Here is an 11,977-nt window from a genome sequence, read left to right on the forward strand (position 1 = left end):
AATTCAAATTGATTAAGAATTATTTTTCTTTTTTTTCTGAAGTATCAATATTGGAAGCATCCACAATGTATAATGGCCTATTTTTAACATTAACATTAATTCTACTAATATATTCTCCTATCACTCCAATAGACAACAATTGAATGCCTCCTATAAATGAAGCACTGATAATTAAAGATGTCCAACCCGTAATCGTTTGCTCTAATACATAATGAGAGAAAACAGCAAAAATGATGAGTAGAAAAGAGAATATAGAAATCACAAAACCTAAGCGACTTACAAAAAGTAAAGGTTTATCAGAAAAACCAGTAATTCCATCGAATGCTAAACGAAACATTTTGCTATAAGTATAAGCGCTTTTACCATATTTTCTTGAATCTCTATGATATAAAACATGGGTCTGCTTAAAACCTAACCAAGCAATCTGACCTCGTAAGAACTTATTCTGTTCTGGCATGCTAATAATAGCATTAATTACTTTTTTAGACACCAACCTAAAATCGCCTGCATCTAAAGGAATTTCGAAAGACACAATGCTTTTTAGTAATCTATAATACAATTTAGCCGTTAGTTTTTTAAGAAATGATTCTCCTTTTCGTTTCTCTCTTTTTGCATATACAACATCAAAACCTTCTTTATACTTAGAATATAAATCGGCAATTAATTCTGGTGGGTCTTGTAAGTCGGAGTCAATAATAACAGTACAATTTGCATTACAATGCTCTAAGCCTGCTGAAACGGCTATCTGATGCCCAAAATTCCTACTGAGATCTATAAATAAAACCTTTTGATTTGTTTCTGCTATGGCTCTTATTTTTGACATTGAATCATCAGTACTACCATCATTTATAAATAAAATTTCATAATAATCTGTGATACCAGCAAGTGTTTTTATCAGTCTGTCATACAAATCCTGTAAATTATTACATTCATTGTAAACAGGAATTATAATGGAAATTTCATTGTCTTGCATAATCTTAAATTAAAGATGCTACTAATATAACTTAAATCAATTTTATTGTTCTTCAGTTTGATAAATATCAAAATAAGCATTGCTCCAAACAACTTTATAATTATTCCGATTTAAAAATGCATTCATAATTGCATTTCTTTCATTGCTATGAAAATCACTGTTCTCTTTTTGAGTTGACATATAATCAGGTATCGGCTCCGAAAATTTATAGATAGTTTCAAACTTTTGTTTTACCACGATTGGTAAAACAGGGATTTCCGTTTCTGCTTTAACTAACTTTTTTTCAAATGAATTATAGTCATAAATCCATACCCAAGGATTATACATAAATGGTTTGGTTTCTGTTAGAAAATGCAGCATTGGAATTTTATCATAAACCATTAAATAATCATCAGGTTCTACGTATTTATCTAAGTTAAAAAGCAACTCATTAATAATATCTGCTCGTCGTTCTGTTGTATAAATTCCTCTAGCTAAAGGACTATTAATAGTCTCTTTTTTTTCAAACCTACTCCCCATATCAAAATAAGCTTGCTGTGAAATATTATATGTTTGTAATACTAAAAATGCCGCTGCAATTGCGTACAGAAATAAATGCACTTGCATCTTAGAGCCTTTATTATTTTGAAGGTAGCTAAGGTATTTTAAGTTTTGAAAATCTAAAGTGCTAATGACATAAAAAAACAATGGCAAACCAATCCAAATTCCCATAAAACCACTATTTTTTATCCCTCCTCCTGTACCTAAGGAAATGGTGATTAATGTTAGAAAAGATAAGCATCCTAAAAGTTTTACTTCATGTTTTATCTTTTTCATAAAAAGCGCACTAACACTACCTATTAAACACAGACTATAAATTGGATATATATTACCTGTATTAAACCAAAACACAAATAACCCTATTGCTAATAAAAAAAGTACTCCTAAAACTGATTTATTTTTTGGAGTAAATCTATTCAATAAATAAAGCGCTAAAACCAATAAAACAAGTTTAACAGTTTCTTTAGCAATACTTATATAATTAAAATACGGTGCTATAAAAACCGATTTAAAATTGTGCGAGCTATCTGCTGTATTGCCTAAATCATTTATTGTAAAGAGTGCATTCTTCATTATTTCCAATTGCCCTAGCAAGCTTAATAAGACATAAACCAGCAAAAACCCAATTACTGAACCAATCCCCATATATAACATAGGTTTAATGGCTTTTAAAATTGGTTCTTTCCTTAAGTAATAAGCATATGGGATGACTAATATTAATGAAAAAAGTACAAGATTAGGAATTCTAGTAAAAACATTTACACTGAGTAAAACACCAGACAGTATATATAAGAATGAATTGTGCTTTAAAACGGAATGGTGTAATACATAAATAATTAGAATAGCCATAAGGGCCGTTAAGTAATTATGGTAAAAGGTTAAAAAACCAAAATCATTGACAAAGAGCACCATAACTAAAGCCAACAGCAAAAATTCCTTTTTCACATACTGACGCAATAACTTATAGGACAAATAAAATGTGGAGGTGTTAACAATAACTCCAAGCAGTCGAAACCATAAAATACCACCATCTTCATAGAGTAAATACCACAGTCCACCCACAAAACCAGAAAACCAATATAAAAAGTTATATTCTACACTTTCAGGATTTGAAAAAATTTGTTGATAGAAGGTTAAAACAAATCCATCATCACAAACATCAAAGCCTTGAAAAGCTAATAATATTTGTAAAAGCACCACAATTACTAATGTTATTTTAAATAAGTGATTCTTAACTGATAAAGCAACGTTCATTAAAAATTGAGCTAGTTAGGATAAATAAGTTTAGTAAAAATCAAATATACCATCTTATTTTATTGTTATTCCTTTAACTTAGCATCAATATAATTAGATTTTAGAAGTGAAAATTAAACTTGATCCTAGAACAATTCTCAGTCATCCCATCATTTACACTACATACCAAAAAATTGTAGGAGGATATAGAGCACGTCAACTTTTTGTTGAAAATAATGTTAAGATAAAACCTGGACAAAAAATTCTTGACATTGGTTGTGGTCCTGGAGACATCTTGGAGTTTTTACCGGATGTTGATTACTTGGGTATTGATTTGGACGCGAATTATATTGAACAAGCTAAAAAAAAATACGGTAACAAAGGTACTTTTAAGTGTGCCGGAGTAGACGGTCTAGACTTAGAAGAAGCAAACACATTTGATATTGTTATTTCAGCTGGAGTACTGCATCATTTAACAGATGAACAGTGTTTTAATTTATTTAAGATTGCAAAGAAAGCATTAAAACCTGATGGCCGTTTTATATCTTTTGATGGTTGCTACATTCCTAATCAGAATAAAATATCTGAATACTTCTTAAAGAAAGATAGAGGACAGTTTGTTAGAACTCAACCAGAGTATGAACGACTTACCAAATCCTACTTTGCAAAAGTAGATTCGACAATCGACGAATCTTATTTCTTTATTCCTTACACATCTATTATTATGGATTGTAAAAAAGCTTAACACAACTTAAAAGTTCACTATAAAAAAAAGAGAAACACCTTTCGGTATTTCTCTTTTTATATTTATAATAATTTGAATATTACATATTCTTATTACGTTTACGGTCAACTTCTTTTAAGTAAATCTTACGTAATCTTAAGTGGTTAGGCGTTACTTCAACATACTCATCTTTCTGAATATATTCTAAAGCTTCTTCTAAAGAAAACTTAATTGCTGGTACAATCTTAGCTTTATCATCAGCACCAGAAGAACGTACGTTACTTAACTTTTTAGTTTTAGTTACGTTAACCGTCATATCATCTTGACGCGAGTTTTCTCCAATAACCTGACCTTCATAAATATCTTCACCTGGATCAACGAAAAACTTACCTCTATCTTGTAATTTATCAATAGAATAAGGAATCGCTTGTCCGTTTTCCATAGATACTAAAGATCCATTTTGACGTTCTGGAATTCCTCCTTTAAGCGGTCTGTAATCTACAAAACGGTGTGCCATAATGGCTTCACCTGCAGTTGCCGTTAATAATTGGTTACGTAAACCAATAATACCACGAGAAGGTACAACGAACTGACAAACCATACGGTCGCCTTTAGCTTCCATACTTGTCATTTCACCTTTACGCATCGTCACCATTTCAATAGCTTTACCTGAAACATTTTCTGGTAAATCAATCGTCATTTCTTCAAAAGGCTCACATTTTACACCATCAACTTCTTTGATGATTACTTGTGGTTGTCCAATTTGAAGTTCGTAACCTTCACGACGCATCGTTTCAATTAATACCGATAAGTGTAATACACCACGACCAAAAACCATAAACTTATCTGCACTATCGGTTTCTTCAACACGTAATGCTAAGTTCTTTTCAAGCTCTTTAGTTAAACGATCTTTAATATGACGAGACGTTACAAATTTTCCGTCTTTTCCGAAGAAAGGCGAATCGTTAATTGTAAACAACATACTCATTGTTGGCTCATCAATAGCAATTGTTTTTAAGCCTTCAGGATTTTCAGCATCAGCAACAGTATCACCAATTTCAAATCCTTCTAAACCTACAATAGCACAGATATCACCTGTTTGAACTTCATCAACTTTTAATCGACCAACACCTTCAAACGTATGTAATTCTTTAATTTTACTCTTTACAATAGAACCGTCTCTTTTTACTAAAGAAATCTGTTGGTTCACTTTTAAACCACCTCTAGTTAAACGACCAATAGCTATTCGTCCTGTAAAAGAAGAGAAATCTAACGATGTAATTAACATCTGTGTCGTTCCTTCTTCAATTTTTGGTTCAGGAATATGCTCAATAACCATATCTAATAATGGCTCTACATTTTCTGTTTCCACTTTCCAATCATCACTCATCCAGTTATTCTTAGCCGAACCGTAAACCGTTGGAAAATCTAACTGCCATTCTTCAGCACCAAGTTCAAACATTAAGTCAAAAACTTTTTCGTGTACTTCATCTGGTGTACAGTTTTCCTTATCCACTTTGTTTACAACCACACAAGGCTTAAGACCTAAGTCAATAGCTTTCTGTAATACAAAACGCGTTTGTGGCATTGGCCCTTCAAAAGCATCTACTAAAAGTAAAACACCGTCTGCCATGTTTAATACACGCTCTACTTCACCACCAAAATCGGCGTGACCAGGGGTATCAATAACATTGATTTTTGTGTCTTTGTAAATAACAGAAACATTTTTAGAGGTAATAGTGATCCCTCTTTCACGTTCTAAATCGTTGTTATCTAGAATTAAGTCTCCTGTATTTTCGTTTTCACGAAACAATTGACAGTGATACATGATCTTATCTACTAGTGTCGTCTTTCCGTGATCGACGTGTGCAATAATTGCAATATTTTTAATCTTAGCCATAACTAATGCTGATTTTTAAGCGTGCAAATGTACGTCTAATTCTTTGCATTCCGTTAATAATATGTTATTATTTCAATTAGAAGCTATTTCAGTTCGTATCTTTAGGTAAATAATTGATTCACAGTTTAGAGCCTATTTTTTTAAACGAACCGTTAATTGGGCTATTATTACTGCATTTTCAGACTAATTACAACCCCTAAAAATTAAACAAAATGCATACCATTAATAAATACACAAAATTCATCCCTTACCTCTATTTTTTGTCGGTAATAGTATATTGGTTTACAACCCTAAATAAAAGTGAAGGTCTTTCTGCCTACCCTATTTTACTCTTTGCGATACCTTTTTTATGGCAACTTATAAAACCGAACAGAAAATTAAATTTCTCTCTAGGAATTGTTTTTGTTTGTTTGTCCTCTTACCTCATTTTAGCTTACTTGTTTAATGTGCTCAACATTATTTATTGGACAGAAACTTCGAAAAATTTGTTGTTTTACGGTGGAGTTTTAGTGGTTATCAACTTTGTAATGTCACTTTGGATGATACGAAATAGTATTAGAAAAGAGTTTTAGCGACAAGTAAATACTTATTAAATTATTTTGAATGACAACAAAATATAAAATTAACTCCCTAGCTGCCATCGATTTATTTCTGAAACTTAATATATAAAATCATAGTTTCAACTAAACATTGATAATCGTATCTTTGCCACATAACAATTATAAGCCTTACTACTTTGATTACTATTCCAAAATTAAAACATACAGATTCTAACAACTTCTTTCTACTTTGTGGTCCATGTGCTATTGAAGGTGAAGATATGGCCTTACGTATTGCTGAAAAAGTAATAACAATCACTAATAAACTTGAAATCCCTTATGTTTTTAAAGGCAGTTTCAAAAAAGCTAATCGCAGTAGAATTGATAGTTTTACAGGTATCGGAAACGAAAAAGCCTTAAAAATCCTTAGAAAAGTTTCTGAAACCTTTGATGTGCCAACGGTTACTGATATCCATGAAGCGTCTGATGCTGCTATGGCTGCAGAATATGTTGATGTGTTACAGATTCCTGCATTTTTAGTACGACAAACCGATTTAGTAGTTGCTGCTGCCGAAACTGGAAAAGTGGTCAACTTAAAGAAGGGCCAATTTATGAGTCCGGAAGCCATGAAGCATGCGGTTCAAAAAGTAAAGGATGCGGGTAACGAACAGGCTTGGATTACAGATAGAGGCACCATGTTTGGCTACCAAGATATGATTGTAGATTTTAGAGGTATCCCAACCATGCGTACATATGCACCAACGGTTTTAGATGTGACACATTCTTTACAACAACCTAATCAAAGCATTGGTGTAACAGGCGGACGACCAGATATGATTGAAACCATCGCCAGAGCTGGTGTGGTTAATAATGTTGACGGCTTATTTATTGAAACCCATTTTGATCCTGCAAACGCTAAAAGTGATGGCGCTAATATGTTACATTTAGATAATCTAGAAGGTTTACTAAGTAATTTAGTAGCCATCAGAAAAACAATAAATAGTTTATAAACCATAGGCTTAAAACTTGAAAAACACCATCGAAATAAGACCTGCTACTTTAGAAGATATTCCTGAAATCACATCACTTTTCAGGAATACAATTACACATATCAGCGCCAAACATTATTCCGAAAAACAAATTAAAGCTTGGGCTTCTGCTGCGGATGATATTGAAGAATGGGAAAAACGAATCCATAAACTCTATTTTATCCTAGCTGAAATTGACAACAATATCGTTGGTTTTGCGTATTTAAAAAACGGTAATTATTTTGACGGCTTATTTGTTCATAAGGACTTTCAACGCCAAGGTGTCGGTTCTAAATTATTACGAATTATCGAGTCGAAAGTTATGATGAATGATTTTGAAGTTTTAAAATCTGACGTTAGTAAAACCGCTTTACCGTTTTTTGACAACAAGTATTTTGAAGTCATTAAAAAACAAAAGAAAACTTACAAAGGCGTCATGTTTGAAAACTATTTGGTTGAAAAATACCTATAAAAAATTAGTGCTAATTCGTGCAAACCGCATTATTCTTTTTCATACGCACTAACAAAAGCCTTGACACCTGCTTTAATTTCTAAAGCCACATAATTTTCCATTGGAACAATTGGACAAGAATATTTTTCATCATAAGCACAATACGGATTGTAAGCGGAGTTAAAATCTATTTCAATCGTATTACCTTCCGGAATCTCTAAATCAATATAGCGTCCACCTTTATAAGTTGATGTTCCATTGGTATGATCTAAAAACGGCAGAAATAAATAATCTTCAGAACCTTCACTTTGCGATAGTTCTTTCCCTTGATAAGTATTCAACTGAAATGTTTGTCCTTTTAATTCAAAACTCACAATACCAAAAACACGTTCTTTAGACAATCGATCTGTGGTTGTTTTCATATCAAACCACTCCGTATCTGGTGTACGTTTTAAAGTGGCTGTAACAACAAAAGTAGAATCGTAAGGAAAGAAATCTAAGCTTTCAAAGTTCTTTAAATCTTTAGGTTTTAAAGGCGATAGTGAAGCGTCTTTAAATTCCGTATTCATTTTTTCCTGAAAAGGCGTTTCAAATTTCAACGTTTTTTTACCCTCACCACAACTTGAAAACAATAAAATTGTCACTAAAACTATAAAAATGCGCATACGTTTAAAATTTAAACATCAAAAATACAACATATAGAATTTCATTATAGATTTAAGAGATATTTAATAGCTATACATTTTATAATTATCAACAATAAATGTAATTTTAAGGTCCTATGAAAGATTTACACTTAGATGTTTTAATTATTGGTGCAGGACCCATTGGAATTGCCTGTGCTTTGGAATTAAAAAAACAAAACTTGAATTATTTAGTGTTAGAAAAAGGCACTTTAACCAATTCATTATTCAATTACCCTTTGAATATGACTTTTTTTTCAACGTCGGAAAAATTGGAAATTGATAACATTCCCTTTATCAGCAACAATCCAAAACCAACACGTAACGAAGCTTTAGAATATTATAGGCGTGTGACCACATCAAATGCTTTAAAAATAAATCTCTACGAGGAAGTTACCGACCTCAATAAAACAGAAGAAGGTTTTAAAGTACAATCTGATAAAGCCAACTATACAGCAGAAAACGTCATTATTGCTACAGGCTTTTATGGCATCCCAAATCTATTAAATGTTCCTGGCGAGGATTTACCTAAAGTGTTTCATTATTACAAAGAAGCGCATCCATTCACTTTACAAAATATTGCGGTTGTTGGCGCTAGTAATTCGTCTGTAGATGCAGCGCTCGAAATTTATAGAAAAGGTGGTAATGTCACCATGATTGTAAGAGGCGACAGTATTGGCGAACGCGTGAAATATTGGGTAAAACCCGATATTGAAAACCGAATTGAAGAAGGCAGTATTAAAGCATATTTTAATTCTAATATTGAAGATATAAAGCCTTCAGAAATCACCATTAACACCCCAGATGGTAAGAAGACCATCGCTAATGATTTTGTCATGGCACTCACAGGTTACAAGCCTAACTTTAAATTTTTAACAAAAGCTGGCATTGCATTTTCTAATGATGAAAAACACATCCCTGATTACAATCTTGAAACCATGGAATCTAACGTAAAAGGCTTGTACTTAGCAGGTGTGATTTGTGGCGGCATGGAAACTCATAAATGGTTTATTGAAAATTCTAGAGTTCATGCCAAGATGATTGCAAAAGCTATAGAAAGTAAAGCTGATTAATATTTGGAGAACACTATTTCTATAATAAATTGGAATAAATCACGATTTACCTCTACGAAAGTGGTTTTATCTCTTTATACTTCACCACATGAGACAAAACAATCTGCGTTTTAGTTTCCCCATAACTAATTAACTGATCTATAAATATTTCAAGATGCTTTTGATTCTTAAGCACCACTTCCATCACAATATTTTCATTCCCTGTAATTCGGTAACAGTTCACCACCTCATCATAGGTTTTTACTTTTTCTAAAAAAGGCTTAAGCATTCCCATAAATGCACGTAACGTGATTAAAGCTTTTAACTGGTAACCCGCTTCAAAAGGCGATACAAATGTGGTATAGCCTTGAATAATCTCAGCATCTTCCATTTTTTTTATCCGCTCTGAAACTGCTGGAGATGATACACCTACACGCCTGCCAATTTCTGCATTAGACATTCTCGCATTTTCTTGAAGACACTTTAAAATCTTCCAGTTTAGATTATCAATACTCATTTAAAGTAATTTAACAAAATTAACACTGTTATTAAAGTAAATATACAAAATCACTTTAAAAACGAAAGATAGTTGTCAGTATTTGTTCTTAAATTCGTATGTATTGCTATTGAGATTATGAGTTATAACCTACCATCACATTTATCTGATTTGCCTGTTTATCAAAAGGCTATGGATATTATTGCGCTATCTCAACGTATTTCTAATTATCTTATTCAAGATTTATCCTATTTAAATACTGATGGCACTGAAGATAAGCACATTTATTTTACAGGCGATATTATTCAGCAATCCACCAATCTTGCACCACAGATTATTAGTGCTGAACGTGAGAAATGTTCGCAGAAAAAAAGCAAACACTTAGATCGTTTAGATCGTTTAACATCGCGCTTATATAGTAATTGTAGACGCCTAGAAAAATCGAATAGTAACGGCAGAGATTACCTACCTATTCTTAGAGGTGAACTAAAAAAATTCAGAAAGTTACAACGGCATTGGGTGATGACGCTTTAAAAGAAAAAATCTTAAGTATTTATTTTACAAGATGTGCATTTGCCATAAATGAATTCTGATAATTCTTAATCTTAGAATTCATCTCATCGGCCATAATTATAAATTGGCATCTATCAATACTTTCAGACAATCTTAAAATATGATTGTAAGCATTCTGACGCCCTAAATAATCCGCATCTTCAATAGCAAATAGTTGAATTTCGCCTAAATGAATACCGTTTAAAAAATAGAGTTTACTTAATCTTGAAGGCGTTGCAATAACAATATCTTGTCCGTAATAAACTTCTTCTTTTTGCTTTTCAATATCGTATTCATCATACAAGGCGTAAACTCGTAAATCAGTTGTCTTGGTAAACCTTTCAAATTCAGATTTTAACTCTAAAGCTTCCTTTTTATCCTTTACAATAATTAAAGCTCTAGGTGAATCTTCAAAAGCTTCGGCTTTTAGCTTATGAATTGTAGCAATAATAAGTGCGGTTGTTTTTCCACTAGCTTTTGGCGCAATAATATAAGCATCTGCACCACCTTTTAAAACTGGTAATACTTTCTTTTGAAATGGATTTGAAGTTTTAAACCCTGCATTTTCTAGGGATTCTTTTAATAAAGGGTGTAGTTTTTTGAAAGACATCTGTATAATTAAGAAAATAGCTTGTTAGTAATTCAGCTATTAATTTTCAAAGGTACAATTAATGACAAACTTTACAGTCTGCTTTGTCTTGTATTTCTCCAACTAAGTGTCCTTCTTCGTTCATTTTAAAGCCACAACAATCCATAAATCCCTGAGCAATCTGCTTTCTTGCACGTTGAATTTGTGATTTTACAGTTGGTAATGACAAGTCTAATTGATTGGCGACCTCTTGTTGTTTTAAGCCTTTTATATCTGATAAAAATAAAGGGTCTCTATATTTTTTAGGTAAGTTTTTTATTATACCTCTTAAGCAATCTTGTTCCGAATGTTCCATGGGTTCCGGATCAGCCTCTATGTCAATTTGTTCAACTGGTAATTCTTGTTTATTTGTTCTAAAATAATCTAGAACGCTATATCGTGCTACAGAAAACAGCCAAGATTTCAGCTTGTCTTCATCTTTTAGTGTTTGTAATTTGGTATGCACTTTTATAAAGGTGTCCTGTAGAATATCTTCAGCCACAGCAACATCTTTCACTTTACTCAAAATAAAGCGTCTTAAATCATCTGCATAAGTGTCCCAAACATTTTTTGTAGTCATTCTTTAAAATTAATTAAAATCAGTTCGAATACCAAGTTTAGTATCCGAACTGACTATAATTTAACAATTGCAGTTTACACATGTACAATTTTCACAAGTACAATTACTACAACCTCCTTTTGCGCAACCTTCACAGTTACAAGTACAATCTATATTTTTCATGATATTAAGTTTTATTGTTCACCTAATAGACGAAAGAATTGCTGAAAAGATGCAAAAAAGATGACTTATTTTTTATTGAATGTATCATCACACCATTTTTCAGGGTTTTGATGAATATCATTTATGATGTTTACATACGTTTTTCATCTTTAATAATATGGTCGTGAAACGAACTTTTCCGTTTAAAAGCTATAAAACCAGCGTCGTGGATTAATTTTGAAGAAGTGTTTTTGAAAGCTCCTACTAATCCCGATAAAGATTTAATTTTTACATTTTCATCAAAAACTAAACTGCGATTAATTTCTAAAACCATAAGAACATGATTTGGCATTACAATTTTTGCATGAATAACAACATATGCATATTGATATTGCCACCAATTTAATTGCGCATATGCAATTTGCCCATATGGATTTAATTACATGATTTATTGGTA

14 protein-coding genes are annotated in these 11,977 nt (G+C 32.0%); 6 read left to right on the forward strand and 8 right to left on the reverse strand.

All coding sequences use genetic code 11. The features are described from left to right. Nucleotides 1-19: 19 nt before the first annotated feature. Together HM982_RS08780 and HM982_RS08785 are read right to left on the reverse strand one after the other, a co-directional pair. Entirely contained in the window at nt 20-973 is a 954-nt protein-coding gene (locus HM982_RS08780; protein ID WP_179352768.1) for a glycosyltransferase family 2 protein, read from the reverse strand. A gap of 42 nt (nt 974-1,015) precedes the next feature. Beyond that, a complete protein-coding gene (locus tag HM982_RS08785; protein ID WP_179352769.1) occupies nt 1,016-2,767 on the reverse strand; it encodes a hypothetical protein in 1,752 nt (583 codons plus the stop codon). A 106-nt stretch (nt 2,768-2,873) separates the two neighbouring features. On the opposite strand from HM982_RS08785, the gene HM982_RS08790 reads away from it, so the two are divergent. Further along, nucleotides 2,874-3,491, forward strand: coding sequence for a class I SAM-dependent methyltransferase (locus HM982_RS08790; protein ID WP_179352770.1), 618 nt, complete (start codon nt 2,874-2,876; stop codon nt 3,489-3,491). Between the two features lie 79 nt (nt 3,492-3,570). On the opposite strand, the gene typA is transcribed toward HM982_RS08790, so the two are convergent. Beyond that, a complete protein-coding gene (typA, locus tag HM982_RS08795) occupies nt 3,571-5,370 on the reverse strand; it encodes a translational GTPase TypA (RefSeq protein WP_179352771.1) in 1,800 nt (599 codons plus the stop codon). 212 nt (nt 5,371-5,582) lie between these two features. Between typA and HM982_RS08800 the strand changes: the two genes are divergently transcribed. From HM982_RS08800 to HM982_RS08810, 3 genes are all read left to right on the forward strand, one after another. Next, entirely contained in the window at nt 5,583-5,942 is a 360-nt protein-coding gene (locus tag HM982_RS08800; protein ID WP_179352772.1) for a hypothetical protein, read from the forward strand. Nucleotides 5,943-6,106: 164 nt separating this feature from the next. Continuing rightward, on the forward strand, nt 6,107-6,919 hold the full coding sequence (kdsA, locus tag HM982_RS08805) for a 3-deoxy-8-phosphooctulonate synthase (RefSeq protein ID WP_218849793.1): 813 nt from the start codon (nt 6,107-6,109) through the stop codon (nt 6,917-6,919). A 16-nt stretch (nt 6,920-6,935) separates the two neighbouring features. Then, complete coding sequence (locus HM982_RS08810; RefSeq protein WP_179352773.1) at nt 6,936-7,409, forward strand: GNAT family N-acetyltransferase; 474 nt, start codon at nt 6,936-6,938, stop codon at nt 7,407-7,409. A gap of 29 nt (nt 7,410-7,438) precedes the next feature. Here the strand turns inward: HM982_RS08810 and HM982_RS08815 are convergent, their stop codons facing one another. Further along, entirely contained in the window at nt 7,439-8,053 is a 615-nt protein-coding gene (locus HM982_RS08815; RefSeq protein WP_179352774.1) for a DUF1684 domain-containing protein, read from the reverse strand. A 116-nt stretch (nt 8,054-8,169) separates the two neighbouring features. On the opposite strand from HM982_RS08815, the gene HM982_RS08820 reads away from it, so the two are divergent. After that, complete coding sequence (locus HM982_RS08820; protein WP_179352775.1) at nt 8,170-9,144, forward strand: YpdA family putative bacillithiol disulfide reductase; 975 nt, start codon at nt 8,170-8,172, stop codon at nt 9,142-9,144. A gap of 52 nt (nt 9,145-9,196) precedes the next feature. On the opposite strand, the gene HM982_RS08825 is transcribed toward HM982_RS08820, so the two are convergent. Beyond that, nucleotides 9,197-9,640, reverse strand: a complete 444-nt coding sequence (locus HM982_RS08825) for an Lrp/AsnC family transcriptional regulator (RefSeq protein WP_179352776.1) — start codon at nt 9,638-9,640, stop codon at nt 9,197-9,199. Nucleotides 9,641-9,712: 72 nt separating this feature from the next. On the opposite strand from HM982_RS08825, the gene HM982_RS08830 reads away from it, so the two are divergent. After that, on the forward strand, nt 9,713-10,153 hold the full coding sequence (locus HM982_RS08830; protein WP_317167422.1) for a hypothetical protein: 441 nt from the start codon (nt 9,713-9,715) through the stop codon (nt 10,151-10,153). A gap of 19 nt (nt 10,154-10,172) precedes the next feature. On the opposite strand, the gene HM982_RS08835 is transcribed toward HM982_RS08830, so the two are convergent. The 3 genes from HM982_RS08835 to HM982_RS08845 form a co-directional block, all read right to left on the reverse strand. Continuing rightward, a complete protein-coding gene (locus HM982_RS08835) occupies nt 10,173-10,781 on the reverse strand; it encodes a DEAD/DEAH box helicase (protein ID WP_179352777.1) in 609 nt (202 codons plus the stop codon). A gap of 58 nt (nt 10,782-10,839) precedes the next feature. Continuing rightward, nucleotides 10,840-11,379, reverse strand: coding sequence for an RNA polymerase sigma factor SigZ (sigZ, locus tag HM982_RS08840; protein WP_179352778.1), 540 nt, complete (start codon nt 11,377-11,379; stop codon nt 10,840-10,842). A gap of 292 nt (nt 11,380-11,671) precedes the next feature. Continuing rightward, complete coding sequence (locus HM982_RS08845) at nt 11,672-11,872, reverse strand: hypothetical protein (RefSeq protein WP_179352779.1); 201 nt, start codon at nt 11,870-11,872, stop codon at nt 11,672-11,674. Between the last annotated feature and the right edge of the window lie 105 nt (nt 11,873-11,977).

It is taken from the genome of Winogradskyella vidalii (genome assembly GCF_013403955.1).
Lineage (GTDB): Bacteria > Bacteroidota > Bacteroidia > Flavobacteriales > Flavobacteriaceae > Winogradskyella > Winogradskyella vidalii.

Coding starts and splice junctions, on each gene's coding strand:
- HM982_RS08780 (WP_179352768.1), bottom strand. CDS start 973: ATGCAAGACAATGAAATTTCCATTATAATTCCTGTTTACAATGAATGT.
- HM982_RS08785 (WP_179352769.1), bottom strand. CDS start 2,767: ATGAACGTTGCTTTATCAGTTAAGAATCACTTATTTAAAATAACATTA.
- typA (WP_179352771.1), bottom strand. CDS start 5,370: ATGGCTAAGATTAAAAATATTGCAATTATTGCACACGTCGATCACGGA.
- HM982_RS08800 (WP_179352772.1), top strand. CDS start 5,583: ATGCATACCATTAATAAATACACAAAATTCATCCCTTACCTCTATTTT.
- HM982_RS08815 (WP_179352774.1), bottom strand. CDS start 8,053: ATGCGCATTTTTATAGTTTTAGTGACAATTTTATTGTTTTCAAGTTGT.
- HM982_RS08820 (WP_179352775.1), top strand. CDS start 8,170: ATGAAAGATTTACACTTAGATGTTTTAATTATTGGTGCAGGACCCATT.
- HM982_RS08825 (WP_179352776.1), bottom strand. CDS start 9,640: ATGAGTATTGATAATCTAAACTGGAAGATTTTAAAGTGTCTTCAAGAA.
- HM982_RS08835 (WP_179352777.1), bottom strand. CDS start 10,781: ATGTCTTTCAAAAAACTACACCCTTTATTAAAAGAATCCCTAGAAAAT.
- sigZ (WP_179352778.1), bottom strand. CDS start 11,379: ATGACTACAAAAAATGTTTGGGACACTTATGCAGATGATTTAAGACGC.
- HM982_RS08845 (WP_179352779.1), bottom strand. CDS start 11,872: ATGCCAAATCATGTTCTTATGGTTTTAGAAATTAATCGCAGTTTAGTT.